The sequence below is a fragment of the Roseospira navarrensis genome, from assembly GCF_009601025.1.
GTDB classification, from domain to species: Bacteria; Pseudomonadota; Alphaproteobacteria; order Rhodospirillales; family Rhodospirillaceae; genus Rhodospira; species Rhodospira navarrensis.
Genome location: NZ_WIVE01000014.1, coordinates 1 through 20,105 on the forward strand (window position 1 = coordinate 1; position 20,105 = coordinate 20,105).

General features: G+C 71.7%; 17 protein-coding genes. 13 read left to right on the forward strand and 4 right to left on the reverse strand.

Annotation, left to right across the window (positions count from 1 at the left end; all coding sequences use genetic code 11):
• The 7 genes from GHC57_RS19295 to cobU all read left to right on the forward strand — a co-directional run.
• On the forward strand, positions 1–480 hold a 480-nt coding region (locus GHC57_RS19295; RefSeq protein WP_211369131.1), incomplete at its 5' end, for a hypothetical protein.
• A gap of 465 nt (positions 481–945) precedes the next feature.
• Positions 946–2,190, forward strand: a complete 1,245-nt coding sequence (locus GHC57_RS06410) for a 4Fe-4S dicluster domain-containing protein (RefSeq protein ID WP_153342359.1) — start codon at positions 946–948, stop codon at positions 2,188–2,190.
• Positions 2,191–2,227: 37 nt separating this feature from the next.
• Entirely contained in the window at positions 2,228–2,698 is a 471-nt protein-coding gene (locus GHC57_RS06415; RefSeq protein WP_153342360.1) for a cyclic nucleotide-binding domain-containing protein, read from the forward strand.
• Positions 2,699–2,721: 23 nt separating this feature from the next.
• A complete protein-coding gene (locus GHC57_RS06420; protein WP_211369132.1) occupies positions 2,722–3,627 on the forward strand; it encodes an FAD/NAD(P)-binding protein in 906 nt (301 codons plus the stop codon).
• Between the two features lie 13 nt (positions 3,628–3,640).
• Positions 3,641–4,450 carry an NADH-quinone oxidoreductase subunit B family protein gene (locus GHC57_RS06425; RefSeq protein ID WP_153342361.1) on the forward strand — a complete coding sequence of 270 codons (810 nt, stop codon included), beginning with the start codon at positions 3,641–3,643 and terminating at the stop codon, positions 4,448–4,450.
• The gene (locus GHC57_RS06430) at positions 4,443–5,747 is read left to right on the forward strand and encodes a Ni/Fe hydrogenase subunit alpha (RefSeq protein WP_153342362.1); all 1,305 of its coding nucleotides are present in this window, start codon (positions 4,443–4,445) and stop codon (positions 5,745–5,747) included. The genes GHC57_RS06425 and GHC57_RS06430 overlap by 8 nt, the downstream gene beginning before the upstream one ends.
• On the forward strand, positions 5,744–6,289 hold the full coding sequence (cobU, locus tag GHC57_RS06435) for a bifunctional adenosylcobinamide kinase/adenosylcobinamide-phosphate guanylyltransferase (protein WP_170294723.1): 546 nt from the start codon (positions 5,744–5,746) through the stop codon (positions 6,287–6,289). Before GHC57_RS06430 ends, cobU begins: the two co-directional genes overlap by 4 nt.
• 13 nt (positions 6,290–6,302) lie before the next feature.
• On the opposite strand, the gene parA is transcribed toward cobU, so the two are convergent.
• The 3 genes from parA to lptF form a co-directional block, all read right to left on the reverse strand.
• Positions 6,303–6,956 (reverse strand): ParA family partition ATPase, encoded by a 654-nt coding sequence (gene parA, locus GHC57_RS06440; RefSeq protein ID WP_153342364.1) that lies wholly within the window; start codon positions 6,954–6,956, stop codon positions 6,303–6,305.
• 663 nt (positions 6,957–7,619) lie between these two features.
• The gene (locus GHC57_RS06445) at positions 7,620–9,452 is read right to left on the reverse strand and encodes an ABC transporter transmembrane domain-containing protein (RefSeq protein WP_153342366.1); all 1,833 of its coding nucleotides are present in this window, start codon (positions 9,450–9,452) and stop codon (positions 7,620–7,622) included.
• Positions 9,449–10,579: an LPS export ABC transporter permease LptF gene (lptF, locus tag GHC57_RS06450; RefSeq protein WP_170294724.1), complete on the reverse strand. Its 1,131-nt coding sequence runs from the start codon at positions 10,577–10,579 to the stop codon at positions 9,449–9,451. Before lptF ends, GHC57_RS06445 begins: the two co-directional genes overlap by 4 nt.
• Positions 10,580–10,774: 195 nt before the next feature.
• Between lptF and GHC57_RS06455 the strand changes: the two genes are divergently transcribed.
• The 4 genes from GHC57_RS06455 to dacB all read left to right on the forward strand — a co-directional run bounded on the left by GHC57_RS06455 (position 10,775) and on the right by dacB (position 15,700).
• On the forward strand, positions 10,775–11,026 hold the full coding sequence (locus GHC57_RS06455; RefSeq protein ID WP_153342370.1) for a DUF1127 domain-containing protein: 252 nt from the start codon (positions 10,775–10,777) through the stop codon (positions 11,024–11,026).
• A gap of 453 nt (positions 11,027–11,479) precedes the next feature.
• On the forward strand, positions 11,480–13,033 hold the full coding sequence (locus tag GHC57_RS06460; RefSeq protein ID WP_153342372.1) for an ATP-binding protein: 1,554 nt from the start codon (positions 11,480–11,482) through the stop codon (positions 13,031–13,033).
• 92 nt (positions 13,034–13,125) lie between these two features.
• Positions 13,126–13,701, forward strand: coding sequence for an RsmD family RNA methyltransferase (locus tag GHC57_RS06465; protein WP_153342374.1), 576 nt, complete (start codon positions 13,126–13,128; stop codon positions 13,699–13,701).
• Between the two features lie 277 nt (positions 13,702–13,978).
• Entirely contained in the window at positions 13,979–15,700 is a 1,722-nt protein-coding gene (gene dacB, locus GHC57_RS06470) for a D-alanyl-D-alanine carboxypeptidase/D-alanyl-D-alanine endopeptidase (protein ID WP_170294725.1), read from the forward strand.
• A gap of 136 nt (positions 15,701–15,836) precedes the next feature.
• Here the strand turns inward: dacB and GHC57_RS06475 are convergent, their stop codons facing one another.
• Positions 15,837–18,119 (reverse strand): protein-disulfide reductase DsbD family protein, encoded by a 2,283-nt coding sequence (locus tag GHC57_RS06475; RefSeq protein WP_153342378.1) that lies wholly within the window; start codon positions 18,117–18,119, stop codon positions 15,837–15,839.
• A 359-nt stretch (positions 18,120–18,478) separates the two neighbouring features.
• Here GHC57_RS06475 and GHC57_RS06480 point away from each other — a divergent pair, with 359 nt between their 5' ends.
• A complete protein-coding gene (locus GHC57_RS06480) occupies positions 18,479–19,066 on the forward strand; it encodes a YqgE/AlgH family protein (RefSeq protein WP_153342380.1) in 588 nt (195 codons plus the stop codon).
• A gap of 53 nt (positions 19,067–19,119) precedes the next feature.
• Positions 19,120–20,088 carry a tyrosine recombinase XerC gene (locus GHC57_RS06485; RefSeq protein WP_343031127.1) on the forward strand — a complete coding sequence of 323 codons (969 nt, stop codon included), beginning with the start codon at positions 19,120–19,122 and terminating at the stop codon, positions 20,086–20,088.
• Positions 20,089–20,105: the final 17 nt, after the last annotated feature.

Sequence of the window (20,105 nt, forward strand, 5' to 3'; positions counted from 1 at the left end):
GCTCCGGCCGAGGACGCCGCCGCTGCTGAAGCGCCGGCTGCCGAGGAGGCCGCTCCGGCCGAGGACGCCGCCGCTGCCGAAGCGCCGGCTGCCGAGGAAGAGCAGACCCTCATTGAAGAAGGCGTCGATAACCTGGAGCAGGCCGGTGAAATGGCCGCCGAGGAAGCCAGCGAGGCTGCCGAGGCGGTGACGGACGCGGCCGAGGCCACCGAAGACGCCGCTGCGGAAGCCACCGAGGAGGCCGCTCAGGCCACCGAGGAGGCCGCCGCCGAGGTCGAGGAGGCTGTGAGCGAGGACGCCGCCGCTGCGGAAGCGCCGGCTGCTGAAGAGGCCGCTCCGGCGACCGAGGAAGAAGCCGCCGCCGAGGAGGCCGCGCCCGTCGAGGACGCCGCCGCCGAGGAGCCGGTGATCGAGGAAACCCAGGTCGAGGACCCGGCCGCCGCGCCGGCCGAGACCACGGAGACCGCGTCCGCGCAGTAAAACCGCGAGGACGTCAGGAAAGCGTACCGTACCTGAGCGTATCGTAAGCGTACCGTACCATTGGGAGTCTGGGACCCTCCCGTCACGGCGGGGCCGCACGTCGGCCTCGCCATGATGGGTCCCCGCTCCTGACGGGCCCCCCGGACATCCGGGCCGCCGGTGGTTCTCTTGCCGGGTCGGGTCCACGTCCGGGACCGTCCCGCCCTCTCAGGGGGCGCGGCGCCGTTCCGCCCAGTCCGCCCAGTCCGCCCAGTCCGCCCAGTCCGCCCAGTCCGATTGTCCATCCGCCGCTTCCCGGGCTCCCGGAGGCGGTGTTTTCGTGTGTGCGGAAAGACAGCGGCGCGGGCCGACTTTCGTTCCCCTGCCGCCGTCCCTCCGGTATTCTATGAGCGGACGGAACGGCGTCGGACAGACTCGCGGGGGACCCCGTCGGGTGCGGGGGCTGCGGGACCGAAGGGGGCGGCCATGACGGGGGAAGCACACCAGCACTCGGGCATGACGAACGGCGCCGCCCCGGGCCTCGTCTGTCTGACGGACGACGGTCTGGCGGCGCTGTTCGCCGTGCTGCGGGAGGCTGGGTGCGAGGTCATCGGGCCCACGGTCCGGGACGGCGCCATCGTGCTGGCGCCGCTGACCAGCGTTGACGACCTGCCCCGGGGCTGGCGCGATAGACAGGACGCCGGCCACTACCGACTCGCCCCGGGGACGGGGCCCGCCCGGTTCGCCCATGCAGTGCCCGCGCAGGGCTGGAAGCGGTTCGTGCATCCGCCCGAGGCGCGGCTGTGGACCGCCCGCCGCGACTCCGATGGGGATTTGTCCATCGAGGGCCCGGAGGCGCCGCCCGCCCCGCGCGCCTTCCTGGGCGTGCGGCCGTGCGATCTGGCGGCGCTGGGCGTGCTGGACGGAGTCTTCGCCGATCCCGGGGCCGCGCACCACGATCCCGCCTATGCCCTCCGCCGGCGCGACGCTCTGGTGATCGCCGTGTCCTGCGGGAAGCCGGCGGCGAGTTGCTTCTGCGCCGCGATGGGCACCGGCCCGGCCGCTGGAGATACGGGCGCCGATGTGGCGCTGACCGAACTGGTGGAGGGCGACCGCGCCGTGTACCTCGCCCGGGCCGGCAGTCCGGCCGGGGCTGCGCTGCTGGAGGCGGTGCCTCACACCCCGGCCACGGATGACCACCACACGGCCCGCCGCGCCCAGGCCGATGCGGCCGCCGCCGCCCAGGTCCGCGCGCTGCCCGAGGCGGCGAGCCGCATCCTCGCCGACGCCACGGAGCATGCCCATTGGGCCGATGTGGCCGCGCGCTGCCTCGCCTGCGGCAGTTGCACCCTGTCGTGCCCCACCTGCTTCTGCGCCACGGTGGAGGACTCCACCAGCCTGGACGGAGCCACGGCGACGCGCACCCGGCGCTGGAGTTCCTGCTTCACCGAGGTGTTCTCGTATATCCACGGCGGGGCCGTGCGCGAGGAGCGGGGGGCGCGGTACCGGCAATGGATCACCCACAAGCTGTCGTCCTGGCACGCCCAGTTCGGCACCAGCGGGTGCGTGGGTTGCGGCCGGTGCATCACGTGGTGCCCGGTCGGCATCGATATCACCGCCGAGGTGGCGGCCCTGGCCGCCGATCGGCCCATCCGCAACCGCCGCGCGCCCGCCCGCCTGCGGCCACAACACACCGGACCGCGACGGCGCAAGGACGACCCGCCGGCATGATGGCCGCGCGGCGCGGACGAGGAGAGGAGGCCCTGCCATGGTATCCCTGCAGGACATGGACGATCTGCTGAATGCCCACCCGTTCTTCGCCGGGCTGGGGCCGAAGCACCTGGACGAACTGGCTGGCTGCGCCCGCAACGAGCGCTTCGACGCGGGCGACTACATCTTCCACGAAGGTGGCATGGCCGACCGATTCTACATCCTCCGCCACGGCCAGGTGGCCGTCGAGGTCAAGGTGCCTCACAAGGGCTCGGTGGTGCTGGAGACCCTGCACGAGGACGACACGCTGGGCTGGTCCTGGCTGGTCCCGCCGCACCACTGGACCTTCGATGCCCGCGCCGTGTCCTTGGTGCGCGCCATCAGCCTGGACGGGGTCTGCCTGCGCGAGAAGATGGAGACGGACCACGAGTTGGGCTTCCACCTGATGGCGCGCTTCGTGCCGGTGATGGGCGAGCGCCTGCGGGCCGCCCGCCTGCAGATGCTCGACCTGTACGCGCCGCCGGCCTGACCCCCGCCGAGGAGGACCCGGCCATGGACACCGCTCCCGGCGCGGATCTCGCCGCCCGCCTGACCCAGACCGCCGCCGCCGCCCGCGTGCCGGCGTCGATGACGGCGCTCGACCCCATGCGTCCGCGGCCGTTCCGGATCGAGCGCTGGCAACGCGACCTGTCGGACACCTTCACGATCGACCTGGCACCCCTGGAGGGGTCGCCGCTAACGTTCCGCCCCGGCCAGTTCAACATGCTCTACATCCACGGCGCGGGCGAGGTGCCGATCAGCATCAGCGGCGATCCGGAGCGGCCCGAGCGCCTGATCCATACCACGCGCGCGGTGGGGCAGGTGACCAACGCCATGAAGGCGCTGCGGGTCGGCGATGTCATCGGCGTGCGCGGTCCGTTCGGCACACCCTGGCCGGTGGAGGCCGCCGACGGTCATGACGTGGTCATTGTGGCCGGCGGCATTGGGCTCGCCCCGCTGCGGCCGTTGATCCACGCCGTGCTGGCGCGCCGGGGCCGCCTGGGCAACGTGGTGCTGCTGTACGGGGCCCGCACCCCCGAGGACATCCTGTACCGCAAGCAGGTGTCCGCCTGGCGCGGGCGCTTCGACATGACCGTGCACGTCACCGTGGACCGGGCGACCGGCCGCTGGTCCGGTCCGGTCGGCATGGTCACCAAGCTGATCGCGCGCGGCGGCTTCGATGCCCGCGACACGGCGGCCTATGTCTGCGGGCCGGAAATCATGATGCGTCATGTGGCGCAGGCGCTGCTCGACCGGGGCGTGGCGGCCGAGCGGCTGTTCCTGTCCATGGAACGGAACATGAAATGCGCCATCGGCTTCTGCGGCCACTGCCAGTGGGGGCCGGACTTCGTGTGCAAGGACGGCCCGGTGTTTCGCTATGACCGGGTCGCCACGCGGCTGGCGCAGTCCGAGGTTTGAGGAGGGCGGTATCATGAGCACGGATGGATCCGACGCCCCGCGCCGCCCCAAGCTGGCGGTGTGGAAGTTCGCCAGTTGCGACGGCTGCCAACTCAGCCTGCTGGACTGCGAGGACGAGTTGCTGGACGTGGTGGGCGCGGTCGAGATCGCGTACTTCCTGGAGGCCACCCGGGCCACCGTGCCCGGTCCCTACGATGTTTCGCTGGTCGAGGGCTCCATCACCACGGCGCACGACCTGAAGCGGCTGCAGAAGATCCGGCGGCAGTCGAAGGTCCTGGTCACCATCGGGGCCTGCGCCACCAGCGGCGGCATTCAGGCGCTCAAGTCCATGGCCGACACCGAGGACTATATCCGCGCCGTTTATGCCCGCCCGGACTTCATCAAGACGCTGGACACCAGCACCCCCATCGCCCACCACGTGCCGGTGGACGTCGAATTGCGCGGCTGCCCCATCGACCGGGGCCAGCTTCTGCACGTGCTGACCGCGCTCATCCAGGGCCGCCAGCCGCGCCTGCCCAACTACAGCCAGTGCGTCGAGTGCAAGCGGGCCGGCACCGTCTGCGTCATGGTGGCCAAGGGCGAACCCTGCCTGGGGCCGGTCACCCAGGCCGGCTGCGGCAACCTGTGTCCGCGTGTCGGGCGCGGCTGCTACGGCTGTTTCGGCCCGGCGGAGGGTGTGAACACCCGCGCCCTGGCGGGCCATCTGCGGGCCGGTCCGGCGCAGGGCGGCAGCGGCCTGGACGGCCCGGCGACCCGCCACCTGTTCCACACCTTCAACGCCAACGCCCCGGGCTTCCGGGAGGAGGGCCAGCGCCATGGCTAAGGCAGCCGGGGCCACGCGCCGGATCAAGGTGGAGAACCTCGCCCGCGTCGAGGGCGAGGGCGCGCTGTCGGTGCGCATCCGCGACGGCCAACTCAAGAACGTGGCCTTCACCATCCACGAGCCGCCGCGCTTTTTCGAGGCGCTGCTGCGCGGTCGGCCCTATTCCGATGCGCCCGATATCACCGCGCGCATTTGCGGCATCTGCCCCGTGGCCTATCTGCTCGGGGCCAGTCTGGCGATGGAGGATGCGCTCGGCCTGTCGGTGTCCGCCGACATGCGCCGGCTGCGCCGCCTGATCTATTGTGGCGAGTGGATCGAAAGCCACGTGCTGCACATCGCCATGCTGCACGCGCCGGACTTCCTGGGCTATGAGGACTCCATCCGCATGGCCCAGGACCATCCGGAGATCGTCAAGACCGCGCTGCGCCTGAAGAAGCTGGGGAATCACATCCTTGAGGTCATCGGCGGCCGCGCCATCCATCCGGTGAACCTGCGCGTGGGCGGGGTCTGGCGGTCGCCGTCGCGCGACGAGGTCCTGGCGCTGCGCGCCGAACTGGACTGGGCGTTGGAGGCGGCGCGCGGGCTGGTCGGGTTCACGGCCACCCTGCCCATGCCGGCGGTGGAACGGGACTATCTGTTCGTCGCCCTGCACACCGACGATCACTATGCGGTCTGCGAGGGCCGGATTGTGTCCTCGGACGGGCTCGACGTGCCGGTGCAGGCGTTCCACGACCACTTCAGCGAGGATCACCAGAAGAACAGCAACGCCCTGGTGGGCGCGACCCGGGACGGCCGGACCTATCACGTCGGGCCGCTGGCGCGCTATGCGCTGAACTTCGACCAGTTGGCGCCGGAGGCGAGGGCCGCCGCGCAGGCGGCCGGGCTGGGGCGGGTGGTGCGCAATCCGTTCCAGAGCATCATCGTGCGCGCCGTCGAGACGCTTCAGGCGGTGATCGATGCGCGGGCGCTGGTGGACGCCTATGCGGCGCCGGACCCGCCGCACCCGGAGATCCCGCCGCGCGCCGGTACCGGCCACGGCGCCACGGAAGCGCCGCGCGGCCTGTGCCATCATGCCTATACGCTGGACGACACCGGCCACATCACGCACGCCTGCATCGTGCCGCCCACGGCCCAGAACCAGCGCAGCATCGGCGAGGACCTGTGGGACGTGGTGGCTGCCCACATCGAGGCCGACGACGCGCGGCTGAAGTGGGTGTGCGAGCAGGCCATCCGCAACTACGATCCGTGCATTTCCTGCGCGACGCATTTCCTGACGCTGGAGGTGGACCGGGCGTGACCCAGACTCCGACCTGTACCCTGATCCTGGGCGGCGCGCGCTCGGGCAAGAGCCGCCATGCCGAAGCCCTGACCCTGGAGGCCGCCCGCGCGCGCGGTCAGGTCCCGGCCTATCTGGCCACGTTCCGCCCCTGGGGAGCGCCGGGCGATGATCCGGAGATGGACGAGCGCGTGCGCCTGCACCGGGAGCGGCGCGGCCGGGACTGGATCACGGAGGAGGTGCCGGTGGACCTGGACGCGGCCCTGCGCACCCATGATGCCGTGCCGGTGCTGGTGGACTGCCTGACCCTGTGGCTCACCAACCTGATCCTGGACGAGATGGACGTGGGTGCACGGGTCGGCCTGCTGGTGCGGGCCCTGGAGGACCGCAGCGCGCCGGTGGTGCTGGTCGCCAACGAGGTCGGCCTGGGCCTGGTGCCGGAAACGCCCCTGGGCCGCCGTTTCCGCGACGAGGCCGGCGTGCTGAACCAACGCGTGGCGGCCATCTGCGACCGCGTGCTGTTCGTCGCCGCCGGTTTGCCGTTGACGTTGAAGGGCGGCTGATCGCTGAGGCGCCCTACCGCTTTTTCGCGCGGCCCTTGAGGGTGGCCAGCACCTCCATGGCCAGCGCGCCGATCTCGCGCGCGGCGGTGGAGCGCGGCTGGTACTCCACCACGCCCTTGCCCTCCATCATGCTGGCGGCATAGGCGACGCGGTTGCCCAGCTTGGTGTGAGCGATGGGCAGGCCCTCTTCCAGCAGCTTTTCCAGCATGATGTCCGGCAGCTTGCCGCGCGGCGGCATGCGGTTCATGACGATCAGGGCGTCGGTTTTTTCCTTCGTGGCCATCTCCACGGTGGTGCGGGTGGCCCACAGGTCCATGGGGCTGGGCTGCACCGGCAACAAAAGAATGTCGCCGGCGCGCACGGCGGCGCGCGCCTCGGTCTCGGCATGGGGCGGCGTGTCCACCACCACCATGTCGAAGCGGTCGCGCAGCCGGTCCAGCTCGGTGCCCAGGCGCCAGCCCGCCACATCGGACAGGTGCAGCGCCGCGCCGTCCGGATGATGCTCCATCCGCCAGCCATGCCACGAGGCGAGGCTGCGCTGGGGGTCGATGTCCACGATGGCGACCGAGTTGCCGCGCCGGGCCCAGGTGACGGCGAGCTGGGCCGCGACCGTCGTCTTGCCGGCGCCGCCCTTCTGCTGGGCCACGGTGATGATGCGCGCCGCCATGGGGGACTCCTCCTGCCTGCGAAACCAACCGGAGCATAACGGCAGGACGCCGCCGTCTGCCAGTGCTTCCGGGCGGAATCACAGGGCAACGGTCTCAGGTTGACGGGATCCCGTCTGCAGGTCTTTGCAAAGGGTCGGAGACCCGCGCTCGAGATCCTTCAGCCGCTTCGCGGCTTCAGGATGACATCCTAGCGGAATCACAGGGCAACGGTCTCAGGTTGACGGGATCCCGTCTGCAGGTCTTTGCAAAGGGTCGGAGACCCGCGCTCGAGATCCTTCAGCCGCTTCGCGGCCTCAGGATGACATCCTAGCGGAATCACAGGGCAACGGTCTCAGGTTGACGGGATCCCGTCTGCAGGTCTTTGCAAAGGGTCGGAGACCCGCGCTCGAGATCCTTCAGCCGCTTCGCGGCTTCAGGATGACATCCTAGCGGAATCACAGGGCAACGGTCTCAGGTTGACGGGATCCCGTCTGCAGGTCTTTGCAAAGGGTCGGAGACCCGCGCTCGAGATCCTTCAGCCGCTTCGCGGCTTCAGGATGACATCCTATCATTTTGGTGTGTCATCCCGAGTGAGCGAAGCGAGACGAGGGATCTCGGGAGGCCTGCTCTGACCGCACGGAACGGGCCGTCATGTTAACCTGAGCCCGTTGCCCTCGGCGGCATCATTCCGCCGGAATGATCTCGCCGCCCTGGCCGGCCCACAGGCGCGCATACAGCCCACCCTGGGCCACCAGGGCGTCATGGGGGCCGCTCTCGATGATGCGGCCGCCGTCCATGACGCAGATGGTGTCCGCGCCCCGCACGGTGGCCAGCCGGTGCGCCACGATCAGGGTGGTGCGCCCCTGGCCCAGGCGCTCCAGGGCCGCCTGCACCCGGCGTTCGGTGTCGCGGTCCAGGGCGGCGGTGGCCTCGTCCAGCAGCAGGATCGGCGCGTCCTTCACCATGGCCCGCGCGATGGCCAGCCGCTGGCGCTGGCCGCCGGACAGGCGCAGGCCGCTTTCGCCGATCTGGGTGTCGAAGCCCCGGGGCAGGGCGGTGATGAAGTCCATGGCGTCGGCGTCGCGCGCGGCCGCTTCGGCCCGCGCCCGCCAGTCCGGCGTCGGATCGGCCGGGTCCACCGGGCCGGGGGCGCCGAACAGGATGTTCTCCAGCACCGTGCCTTCGAACAGGGTGACGTCCTGCGTGACCAGGGCGATGTGCCGCCACAGGGAGTCCAGCGGCACGCCCCGGATGTCCTGGCCATCGATCAGCACGCGCCCGCTGGTGGGGTCCAGCAGCCGGGCCACCAGATTGAGCACCGTGGTCTTGCCCGCGCCCGAGGGCCCCACCAGGGCGACGGTGCGGCCCGCCGGGATATCCAGGGTCACGCCGCGCAGCGCGGGAATGGCGGCGTTCGGGTGCTCCACATGGACGCCCTCCAGCCGGATCGCACCGCTGGAGACGGCCAGCGGCGGGCTGGCGGGCGTGTCCACCAGGATCGGGCGGGCATCCAGCACCTGGAACAGCCGGTCCAGCACCGCCACGCCCTCCATCAGCGTGGCGTTCAGGTTGCCCAGCTTCTTGATCGGTCGATAGGCCAGGATCAGCGCCGTGATGAAGGCGAAGAAGGTGCCGGGGGTGGTGCCGCCCTCGATCACGCGAAGCCCGCCGTACAGCACCACCAGACTGACCGCGATGCCGGCGGCGACCTCGATCAGGAAGGCCGAGAGCATCTTGGTCTTCTCCACCTGGAACATGGAGGTGAACAGGCGTTCCACCAGGGAATGGGCGCGGGCGCGCTCGCGCGCCGGGGTGCCGAAGACCTTGACCACGCGCACGCCCTCGAAGGATTCGGACAGCATGGCGTCGAAGCGGCCCATCGTCTCCTGCAACTCGCCCGTGCGCAGGCGGGCGCGCCGCCCCAGCGCCAGCACCGGCAGCACCACGGCGGGAAAGATCAGCAGCCCGACCACGCTCAGCCGCCAGTCCATGACCATCAGGGTCACGATCAGGCTGACCAGGGTCGCCACGTCGCGCCCCAGCGCGATGCCGGTGGACGTGATGGTGTTTTTCAGGGTGTCCAGGTCCACGATCAGGCGGGACGTCAGGGTGCCGATCGGGTTGGCCTGGAAGAACGCAAGGTCCAGGCCCAGCAGATGGCCGAACAGCCGCGTGCGGGCGGTCGCCACCATGCCCAGGCCGGCATAGAGCATGCTTGCCCGCTGCATGTAGTTGGAGATGCCCTTGAGCGCGAACGCCCCGGGCAGGCCCAGCCCGACGACCCACATCATGGTCGGGTCCTGCGCGGCCAGGACGTCGTCCACCGCCGGCTTCATCAGCCAGGCCGTCAGCGCGGTGGACCCCGCGACCAGCAGCATGGCCACGCCGCCGGCCGCCAGATAGGGCCACCACGGCCCCGCCGTGGCGCGCAGGAAGCGCCAGATCAGGCGCCAGGCGGCGGCCGAGCCGGAATGCGGCGCACCCGGCTTCGGGGTCTGCGCGGCGGGATCGGTCACGTGATTTCCGCCCGGCCGGGGCGCGGATAGCGCAGCATCCACCACAGGCCCAGGGCGAGCGTGCCCAGCGGACCCACGTAGAGCAGCGGCAGGTAGGTCGAGTCCGACTTGGCCAGGTTGGCCGCGCCCAACAACGAGGCCTGGCACAGCACCACCGCGATCACCGCGATGCCGACGCGGGCGTTGCGGCCCTGGCGGTTGAACTGCCCGGCCAGCAGCGCCCCCAGCGCCAGCAGCGCAAAGGCGATGTTGGCGATCGGCTTGGACAGGCGCTGGTTGGCCTCCATGCGCGCGCTGCGGACCATGCTGTCCGAGAATCGGTCCGGTGTGTGCGGCGACATGCTGTCGCCGGTCTGCAGGGTGAACAACTGCCCGATGGGCCGTTCCCTGTTTTCCGGCACCCGGATCATGGTCTGGGCGTTTTCGGTGCCGATGGGCACGGACTGGCTGTCGAAGAACAGGAAACTGACCCGTCCGGTCGCCTTGTCCCGTTCCTGGCGGACCCCCTTGACCATGACGACGCGGGCCCGTCCGTCCTCGTAGACCAGCGCGCCGCGCCGGGCGGTGATGGTGACATCCACGCCCGGATCGGCGCGGTCGTGGATGATGATCCCGTTCAGGTCGCCTTGCGGGGTGCCCTCGCGGACATAGATGGTCAGGTGCTCGTCCACCTCGGTGAAGGCGCCCTCGTCCAGCGCGATGCGGGTCATTTCCTGGCGGATCTCGAACCACAGGTCGTTGAAGGCGGCCTCCAGCCTGGGGACCGCGTCCAGGGTCAGGTAGTAGCCGAAGCCGGACAGCAGCACGCCCAGCACCAGGGCCGGCCGGCCGATCCGCCAGCGGCTGAGGCCGGCGGACTGCATGACCACCAGTTCCCGGTCGTGGGTCATGCGGTTGTAGACGAACAGGATGACCGCGAACAGCGCGATGGGCAGGAAGAAGGTCAGGAAGCCCGGCATCAGCAGCATCGTCAGCTTCAAAAAGGTGCCGACGGCCAGCCCCTTGTTGATGAAGGCGTCGAAGAAGCGCAACGAGTTGATGAGCCACAGCAGCGTCACCAGCGCGGCCGTTCCGAGAACGAGGCTGGTCACGAGCTGGCGCAGAATGTAGCGGGTCGTCAGTCGCATGGCGCCGGAGTATAGGCGGGGACGCACGGGATCGAAAGCGGTCTGGCGGGGCCGACGGACCGGTTTCGCCGATGACCCAATTCCGCTCATCCTGGGTCCGAGAAAGACTCGTTTGTCCGGTGCATGGGTCCGGGCGCATCTTCAAGGTGCTGCCCGACGCTCCTGTCCGCCGATTGACTCCTGGGAGATCGACCCATGACGACCCTGTCCGGTTTCGCTCATCACCCCGCACCGCTCTCCGCGCCGACCCGCCCGGCGGCCGCGCGCGGTCAGTCCCCCGTCTTCGGGGCGCTTGGAGACGGGATCGTCCGCCAGGTCGCCGTGTGGATCGAGCGGGCCCGGACCCGCGCGCAGTTGCGCGCGCTGGACGACCGCATGTTGCGCGACATCGGGCTGAGCGTGGACTCCGTCCGCGGCGAGACGGACAAGCCGTTCTGGATCGCCTGACGGAGCCGCCACCGGCGGCGGCTGCCCCCCGGCCGCCGCCGCGTGGCTGGTATGACCGGGCGGCATGACCCTCGCGAGGGGCGTGCCGCCCGGTTGTTGTTTCACCCGATGTCCCGGCCCGGCGGCGCGATCCCCCCACGCGCCGCCGGGTTCGTTTCACGCCAGCGGCACCGGCCCTCTTTCCCCACCCGGCCACCCACGAGAGTATCCTATTGGGTGGTGGGGTGGGGGAGAGGGCCGGCCACGGACTTCAACGGTCCTCGGCAGAGGCCGTTGGCATCACGCCCGTGTTGCCTTCGAAACGTCTGGAAATCCGGGCGCGGTTGCCGCATGATCGTCGCGTAACGGCAAGAGGACCCAACCCGTTCCGCCGCAGGGTTGCAGCGCGAGGGGACAGGTCGCCTTGGGGCCCGGAACCGGGCCCCTCGGGACGGAAGGGCGTCAAGACACGCGATGGGACACGGTTCGCGTCTGCGGCGTCGCATGCTTCTGGCGACGTTGGGTCTGATGGTGGGCTGGACGGCCCTCCTGTGGGGGTCCCTGTACTGGGAGACCCGCCTTCTCACCGAGCAGGTCGTCTCGCTCGCCCGCTTCCATGCCGCCGGCGCCTTCGAACGCGATCTGGTCTACCGCGCCTGGAACGCCCGGATGGGCGGGGTCTATGCGCCCGTCACCCATGTCGCCCCGAACCCGTACCTCAAGGTCGAGAGCCGGGATATCGACTCGGATATCGGGCCGCTGACGCTGGTCAATCCGTCCTACATGACGCGCATCGTCCACGGCATCGCCGAGGAGCGCACCGGCATCCTCAGCCGCATCACCAGCCTGGACCCCGTCCGGCCGGCCAACGCGCCCCAGCCGTGGGAGCGGCGGGCGCTGGAGCGTTTCGAGGCGGGCGCCCAGGACCACACGGAACAGGCCGTCACCGGCGAGGGGGTGCCGATCCTGCGCTACATGCGGCCGTTGACCGTCGATGAGTCCTGCCTGACCTGCCACGACACGCAGGGCTATGCCCTGGGCGATGTGCGCGGCGGCATCAGCGTGACGATTCCGATGACCCCGGTCCAGGCGATCCAGGCGCCGACGCGGGCCTTCTCGGTCACCTGGCATCTGGCGGTCTGGGCTGTGGGACTGGCCGGCATCGCGATGGGGGGGCGGATCATGACCCGGCAGGTCGGCCAGTTGGAGGACGCCCGGTCCGAGGCCCTGGCCGACCGTCGCCGCGCCGAGGAGTCGGATCAGGCCAAGTCCCGCTTCCTGGCTACCATGAGTCACGAGTTGCGCACGCCTCTGAACGCCATCCTCGGGTTCTCCCAGATGATGGAACAGAAGGTGCTGGGGCCGCTGGGCACACCCACCTACGAGGAGTATGCCCGCGACATCCGCACCAGCGGCGAGCACCTGCTCGCGCTGGTCAACGACGTGCTGGACCTGTCCAAGATCGAATCCGGGCGCATGGTTCTGACCGAGGGGCCCGTGGATTTGGGCGCCGAGGTGGTTCGCACCACCGGCCTGATGATGGGCCAGGCCAACGCCCGGGGCGTCCGCCTTGACGTGGATGTGCAGCCGGCGCTGCCCCTGATCCGCGGCGACGGGCGGGTGATCCGCCAGATGCTCATGAACATCGTCGCCAATGCCCTGCGCTTCACCCCGGAGGGGGGGCGGGTGCTCGTCACCGCCAACATGGACCCCGAGGACTGCGCCCGGGTGATGGTCTCCGACACCGGGCAGGGGATCCCGGATGCGGACCTTCAGATCGTGCTGGAGCCGTTCCAGCAGGGCAGCAACGTCAGCGGTCTGTCCGGTGCCCGGGGGGGACTGTCCGACCGGCCGGCGTTCACCACCGGCACCGGCCTGGGGCTCGCCCTGGTGAAGGGCTTCATCGAGCTGCATGCGGGCAGCCTGATCCTGGCCAGCGAACCCGGCCACGGCACCACGGTCACATTGCGGTTCCCGGCCTGGCGCGTGCTGGCGGGTGAGGCGTCTCCGCCGCCCCAGCCGGCGTGAGGCCCCCTCACCGCTTGAACGCGGCCCCGGGGCCGGTCCATGGTGCGGGCCGTCCGTACCCCCTTCCCGGCCCTCCGGAGACCGCCCCTCCCATGCGCATCGTCAGTGGAACCCTGCGCGGCCGCCGCCTGGAGGCGCCGCCCGGCCGGGCCGTCCGGCCTACGTCGGAGCGGGCGCGGGCGGCGCTGTTCGACGTGCTGACCCACCGTTTCCAGGCGGACGGTCGCTTCGTTCTGGCCGGAGCCCCGGTGCTGGACGCCTTCGCCGGCACCGGCGCGTTGGGGCTGGAGGCCCTGTCCCGGGGGGCCGGGCATGTCACCTTCCTGGAGCGGGACGCCGCCCTGGTGCGGGCGCTGTCCGATCGGGCCGCCGCCTGGGGCGTGGCGGCCGCCGTGACCGTGCGCCGGGCCGACGCCACCCGACCGCCCGCGCGCCCCGCCGGGCGGGACCCCTGCACGCTGCTGCTGCTGGATCCGCCCTACGGGCAGGCGCTCGCCGCGCCGACGCTGGCCGCCCTGGCGGCCGCCGGTTGGGTGGCCCCGGGCGCCCTGTGCGTCGTGGAAACCGGGTGCGACGAGCCGCTGGACCCCCCGGCCGGCTTCGCGCTGGCCGACACCCGGGATCACGGCCGGGCGCGGGTGCGGGTCCTCGTCCGGGAGGCGCCCTGATTCCGCCATATCGGGGCCCCGCGGTCGCCCCGATCCTGGCCGGTCTTTACGCTCTGGCAACTTCCTCCGGCCATTCTGGCGCGGGGCGAACCGGGGCGGATCGCGCGGGGATCCGGGCAACCGGACCGCGCCCGGATTAACTTTGGTCACAGGGCCCCTTCCTTTGATACGATGCCTTGAGATGGCCATGATTGGCCGGGCTGAAGGTCGGTCCGCGCGTGAGGCGGGCGACCGGCCGCGTGTCGCTCTGAACACGATCACAGGAAGGAGAGCGCCCATGCCGCGTCACGCGGCCCGCAGTCCGGCTCCGGCGGCGGAGCGTCTCCGCCTTGGCGTCGCGGCGCTGCTCGCCGGCGCGCTGATCCTGGCCGCGCCGTCGGCCTGGGCGGAGGCCGGCGCGCCGCCACCGCCGCCGCCGACCAAGCCCACGGTGATCCTGACCGTGCCCGATCCGGGACCGCCGGGCGGTGGCGAGCCCACCCTGGGCGGCGGGCGCGTCGATCTGGCCATGCGGCCCCTGGCCGGGCCGCCCCGGCCGCCCGGTCCCAAGCCCGCCAACCCGCGCCCCAGCGAGGCGGACCTGATCGCCGCCGCCGGCTTCGCGCCGGAGCAGGTGGGCTATCTGGTGTTCGACCTGGACACGGGCGAGTACCTCGCCGGGCACAACGCCACCCGGGCGGACTTCCTGCCGGCCTCGGTGGCCAAGGTGCCGACCACGGTGGCCGCGCTGTCGGTGCTGGGGCCGGACCACACCTTTCCCACCCTGGTGCGCTTCGACGGCGACCGCACGGGCGGCACCTGGCGGGGCACCCTGGCCCTGGTGGGCGGCGGCGATCCGGTGCTGGACTCCGAGGATCTGCGGGAACTGGTCGAGGCCCTGAAGGCCGCCGGTCTGGAGACGCTGGACGGTCCGTTCGTCTATGACGACTCGGCGCTGGTCGCGGCCTCGGCCCTGGAGCCGACCCAACCGGCCGAGCACAGCTACAACCCCGGCCTGTCGGCCCTGTCGCTGGACTTCAACCGGGTTCGGATCGAGTGGGACGGCGACTACATCAAGCGGGTCCGGACCCACGGCACCCCGCCGGTGGCCCCGATCCGGGTGGAGCGCAGCTATGATCTCTCGGTGGGCTGGTCCCGGAGCGGTCCCATGCTGCGCCATGCCTTCCCGCCGCCCGGCACCCGCGACGACGCCGGGCTGGTCACCGAGCAATGGAAGATGGCGCCCCTCGCCCCGGGGCGCGGGGCGCTGTGGCTGCCGGTGAAGGCGCCGGCGCCGTTCGTGGCCGCCGTGTTCCGGGAACTCTGCGCCGAGGCCGGCATCACCCTGCCCGAGCCCGCGCCGGCGATGGGGCCGGCCCGGGGCCCCATCGTGGCCCAGCACTTCAGCCGGTCGCTGGACTCCATCACCGTTGCGGCCCTCAAGCACAGCAACAACCTGGTCTCGGAACTGCTGGGGCTGGCGACCACCCGACGCCTGGAGGGCGGTCCGCTGAGCATCCCTGACTCGGCGGCGCGCCTGGAACGGTGGCTGGCCGAGACCCTGCCCTGGGTGGACTGGACCGGCTTCCATCTGGCCAACCACTCGGGCCTGTCGCCGGACAGCCGCGCCAGCCCGGAGCAGATCGTTTCCATCCTGCGCTATGGCGCCGACCGATCCGCCATGGGCGCGCCCTATCTGCGGCTGATGCCGGCCCGCCACTTCCCCGAGGCCGCCGGGCGCGAGATCGCGTCGCTGGTCCGCGCGGGCGACGTGGTGCCGCGCGTCTGGGCCAAGAGCGGCACCATGTTTCATGGGCGCGGGCTGGCGGGCGTGGCGCGCGGGTCCAGCGGCAACCGGCTGGTGTTCGCCGTGTTCGCCTCGGACCTGGAGCGGCGCCGCGCCTTCGATGAAGGCTACCTGCACTACTCGGGCACGGCGGTGCGCGCCGCCAAAACCCAGCTCGCCCGCGCCCGGGACCTGGAGCATGCCCTGCTGCTGAAGTGGATCACGGAGCACTGACCCGCGTTCGGGAGTGAACCGGCCCGACACGAACGACGCCCGTAGCCCGTAGGGTGCGTTCGCGCCGAAGGCGCAACGCACCGCATGGACGTGCGACGGTGCATTGCCCGCCGCTGTCGCGGCGCACGTCGGGGGCTCAGGTTGCGGGATCAGCCCCGGCCGCGGCCGCATCCAATCCGCCGGCCCGGTCCATGGCATCGAGGACCGCGCCGTTGGTCAGCAGCTCCGGCAGGGTCAGGCCGTCCGGCGCCCCCTGTCCGTAGACCGCGTTGAAGGGGATGCCGTACCGGCCGAAGCTGGCCAGATAGGCCGCAATGTCCGCGTCGGGTCGGGTCCAGTCGCCCCGCATCAACACCACATTCTCGGCCGCCAGACGGGCCGCAACCGGGTCCTGATCCAGCACCACCCGCTTGTTGACGAGGCAGGTCACGCACCAGTCCGCCGTGACGTCCACGAACACGGTGCGGCCCTCGGCCACGAGCCCGGGGATCGCGGCCACGTCCAGCGGGCGCCAGTCGGCGGCATCGGCGGCCAGCGGGCCACCGTCCCGTCCGGTCCCGCCGCCGCCCGGCAGCAGGCCGGCCCAGGCCGGCAGGGCCAGCGTGCCCAGCGCGACCAGCCCCGCCAGCGCCGCGCGCACCGGCAGGCGGTCGCGGGGAATGGCCAGGGTCAGGACCATCGCCACCATCAGCCCGCCCGCCAGCGCTGCCGCCAGCGGCGGCACCTGCGCGGCGAGCACCGTGAGCAGCCAGACGGCCGTGCCCGCGAGGGCGACGCCCAGCACGGCCTTCATCCACAGCATCCAGCGGCCGGGGCGCGGCAGCATGGTGGCCATGCGGGGCCAGGCGGCCACCAGCAGATAGGGCAGGGCCATGCCCACGCCCAGGGCGAGGAAGATCAGCGCGATCTCGGCCCAGCCGCGCGACAGGGCGAAGCCCACCGCCGTGCCCAGGAACGGCGCGGAACAGGGCGTGGCGAGCAGCGTGGCCAGGGCGCCGGTTCCGAACGCCCCCCACAGGGAATGCGGATCGCCGTCGCCGGCCCGCACGGCCCCGGCCGAGGCGGCGCCGCTCAGCCAGCCGGGCAGGCCGACCTCGAACAGGCCCCACAGGTTGGCGGCGAACAGGGTCAGCAGCACGATCATGACCACCAGGAACGCCGGCTGCTGGAACTGGATGCCCCAGCCGACGGCCACCCCGGCCGCCTTGACCGCGATCGCGGCCCCGGCCAGCACCAGGAACGAGGCGACGATGCCGGCCGCGCTCATCAGGAAGCTGGCGCGGGCCCGGGCCGGCGTGCCGCCGCCGTGCCCCACCAGCCCCAGCAGCTTCAGCGACAGCACCGGCAGCACGCAGGGCATCAGGTTCAGGATCAGCCCGCCCAGCAGCGCCAGACCGAGCATGGAAAGAATGTCGGCGGGACCCGTCGCGGCTGGGACGGGCGCGGCGTCCGCAAGCCCGGCCGGCGCCTGGGCCGAGGCGGCGAGGGGATGCGGCCCGCCCGTGGCGGCTTCCGGCGTCACCCGGGCTTCCAGGCCGCGCACGCCATCCGCCACGGTGAGGGTCAGGGGCACGCCCGCCAGGGTTTCCACGCCCCCGGCCGTGGTCCACAACACCGACAGGCCGTCGCCGTCGTGGGCCACCCGGGGCGGATCGAACCAACTGCCCGGCGGTCCCTCGACGAACAGGTCCGGGTTTTCCAAGGGCGGGTCGGCCTGCACGACCACGCGCAGCACGGGCGCACCCTCCGCGCCGGTCTCCGCCACCGCCGCGTCCAGGGTCAGGCCGTGCGCCTGTCCATCGCCCGGCACCGCCGCCTCGGCGCGGCTGATGGCGTGGGCGTGGTCCGTGGGTGCGCCCGGCCCGGCGGGCAGATCCATGGCCAGCGCCACCGTGCGCGGAATGCAGATGTCGGCACAGGTCAGGTAGTCCACGCGGGCATCCAGGCGCAGGCCCCGGTTCGCGTCGCTCACGGTGGCGTGAACGGGGTAGACCACGCCGTGCTTGTAGCCGAGGGTCTGGATGCCCAGCACGGAGAACCGCTCCGGCGCGGGCCAGAGCATCTCGGTGTCGGCCAGATTCTCGCTGCCGGACCAGTCGATGGAGGGCGGGTAGCCGGCATCGCCGGGGGAGCGCCAGTAGACCTTCCAGTCGTCCTGCATCTCGAACTGGAGGCCGAGGCGGACGGTGTCGCTTCCGTTCAGGGCGGTGCGCGCCGCGATCAGGCGCACCCGCCCCTCGGGTGTTTCGGCCCAGGCGCTGGCCCCGGGTGTCGTCCAGTCGGGCAACTGGGCGCGGGCGGGCGCGGCGGCGGCCGTGAGCAGCGTCGCCAGGGCGATCGTCAGCCCCAGGATGACCAGAGCCAGCGGGGCCGTCGGCGCCTTGGCGCGGGCCGGGATGAGGGGGTGGGGTCGGCTCATTGGTTTCGTCTCCCGCCCCCGAAGGCGGGGGCCTTCCGCGCCATGCCGCGCCGGGTGGCGGCCTGTGCGCCGCCGTGGCCGTTCCCATATCGGAAAGCGCGGTCCGGACCGCAAGGGCCGGGGGCCGCATGGTTTCCCTTGGAATCGGGGGGCGGACGTGGTCGAATCATCCCCAAGACCGACGGCGGCTTCGGTGTGTCATCCCGGCCGGCCAAAAGGTCAACGTTTTTGTCGGCCGGCCGGCGCGATTGCGTCGGCGCGGCGAGACGAAACAAGACTCGCCCCTGTCACCGTTCAACACCGGCGCCAGGGTCACGAGATCATCGCACCGTCAGCGGGGATATGGAGGCTTCAACACCATGGCAACGACGTTTGCAAGCGTCGGAGCGGCGGACGGCTATCTGACGGGGAAGTGCCTGGTGGCCATGCCGGGCATGAGCGACCCGCGCTTCGTGCGGGCCGTCATCTACATCTGCGCCCACACCGAAGAGGGCGCCATGGGCCTCGTGGTGAACCGCGCCATTCCCGACTTCAGCTTCGTGGATCTGCTGGAGCAGCTCAGCATCCCGGCGACACCCCGGTGCGAGCAGATTCAGGTCCAGTTCGGCGGCCCGGTGGAGAGCCAGCGCGGCTTTGTGCTGCATTCGGCAGACTATATCCATGAGGGCACCCTGGTGGTGGACGACGCGGTGGCCCTGACCGCCACCCTGGAGGTGCTGCGCGACATCGCCGTGGGCACGGGACCGTCCCGCACCCTGATGGCGCTGGGCTACGCCGGCTGGAGCGCCGGGCAGTTGGACGACGAACTGCGCCGCAACGTGTGGCTGACGGTGGAGTCCGACCCCAACGTGGTCTTCGGCCTGGACCTGGACGCCAAGTATGACCGGGCGCTGCGCAGCCTGGGCGTCGATCCCTCGCTGTTGTCCAGCGAGGGCGGCCACGCCTGATGACCGGCGCCGCCCCGGACCCCGGTCCCGCCGCACAGGAGACCGCGCCCCCCGTGCCCGGGCCCGCGGTGGCCCTGGCCGCCGATGCCGGCCTGACCGCGGTGGTGACCCGCTGGCGGATCTGGCTGTGGGCCGAGCGCCGCGTCAGCCGCCACACCCTCGACGCCTATGTGCGGGACCTGGCGGGCTTCCTGGCCTTCCTGACGGACCATCTGGGCGGCACGCCGGGCCTGTCCGATCTGGCCACGCTGGATGCCGCCGATCTGCGCGCCTGGCTGGCGTGGCGCGGGGGCGAGGGCGTGGGGCGCACCGCGCAGGCGCGCGGGCTGTCCACGCTGCGGGGCTTCTTCCGCTGGCTCGACCGCGAGGGCCTCGCGCACAATCCCGCGCTGGCGCAGGTGCGGGGGCCGCGCCCGAAGCCGCCGGTGCCCAAGGCGCTGGCGGAGGACGAGGCGGCCGAGGCGGTCAAGGCCGTCCGTGATCTTGAGGACGAGGGCTGGGTCGGCCGGCGGGATCTGGCGCTGGTGATGCTGCTGTACGGGGCCGGCCTGCGTCTGGGCGAGGCCCTGGCCCTGAACCAGCGCGATGCCCCGGACGGTCCGGCCATGACCGTGACCGGCAAGGGCCGCAAGCAGCGCGTGGTGCCCGTGCTGCCGGTGGTGCAGGACGCCGTGGCGGAGTACCGCGCGGCCTGTCCCCTGGCGCTGGGGCCGGACGATCCGCTGTTCGTGGGGGTGCGGGGCGCGCGGCTCAATCCCGGCGTGGTGCAGCGTCAGGTCCGACGGTTGCGCGAGGCCCTGGGGCTGCCGGAAACGGCGACGCCGCACGCCCTGCGGCACAGTTTCGCCACCCACCTGCTGGGGCGCGGCGGTGATCTGCGCACCATCCAGGAGCTTCTGGGGCACGCCTCGCTGTCCACCACCCAGCGCTATACGGCTGTGGATGTGGCGCGGCTGAAGCGCATGCACGCCGACGCCCACCCGCGCGCGCGGGTGAGCGATCAGGACAAAGAGGGTGCTTGATCGGCGTTCGGGCGGTC

Excerpts from the sequence above, each read along its gene's own strand:
- GHC57_RS06455 (WP_153342370.1), top strand. The coding sequence starts at position 10,775 with ATGACGACCCTGTCCGGTTTCGCTCATCACCCCGCACCGCTCTCCGCG.
- dacB (WP_170294725.1), top strand. The coding sequence starts at position 13,979 with ATGCCGCGTCACGCGGCCCGCAGTCCGGCTCCGGCGGCGGAGCGTCTC.
- GHC57_RS06420 (WP_211369132.1), top strand. The coding sequence starts at position 2,722 with ATGGACACCGCTCCCGGCGCGGATCTCGCCGCCCGCCTGACCCAGACC.
- GHC57_RS06460 (WP_153342372.1), top strand. The coding sequence starts at position 11,480 with ATGGGACACGGTTCGCGTCTGCGGCGTCGCATGCTTCTGGCGACGTTG.
- GHC57_RS06410 (WP_153342359.1), top strand. The coding sequence starts at position 946 with ATGACGGGGGAAGCACACCAGCACTCGGGCATGACGAACGGCGCCGCC.
- GHC57_RS06430 (WP_153342362.1), top strand. The coding sequence starts at position 4,443 with ATGGCTAAGGCAGCCGGGGCCACGCGCCGGATCAAGGTGGAGAACCTC.
- GHC57_RS06415 (WP_153342360.1), top strand. The coding sequence starts at position 2,228 with ATGGTATCCCTGCAGGACATGGACGATCTGCTGAATGCCCACCCGTTC.
- GHC57_RS06465 (WP_153342374.1), top strand. The coding sequence starts at position 13,126 with ATGCGCATCGTCAGTGGAACCCTGCGCGGCCGCCGCCTGGAGGCGCCG.
- GHC57_RS06475 (WP_153342378.1), bottom strand. The coding sequence starts at position 18,119 with ATGAGCCGACCCCACCCCCTCATCCCGGCCCGCGCCAAGGCGCCGACG.
- GHC57_RS06480 (WP_153342380.1), top strand. The coding sequence starts at position 18,479 with ATGGCAACGACGTTTGCAAGCGTCGGAGCGGCGGACGGCTATCTGACG.
- GHC57_RS06425 (WP_153342361.1), top strand. The coding sequence starts at position 3,641 with ATGAGCACGGATGGATCCGACGCCCCGCGCCGCCCCAAGCTGGCGGTG.
- parA (WP_153342364.1), bottom strand. The coding sequence starts at position 6,956 with ATGGCGGCGCGCATCATCACCGTGGCCCAGCAGAAGGGCGGCGCCGGC.
- lptF (WP_170294724.1), bottom strand. The coding sequence starts at position 10,579 with ATGCGACTGACGACCCGCTACATTCTGCGCCAGCTCGTGACCAGCCTC.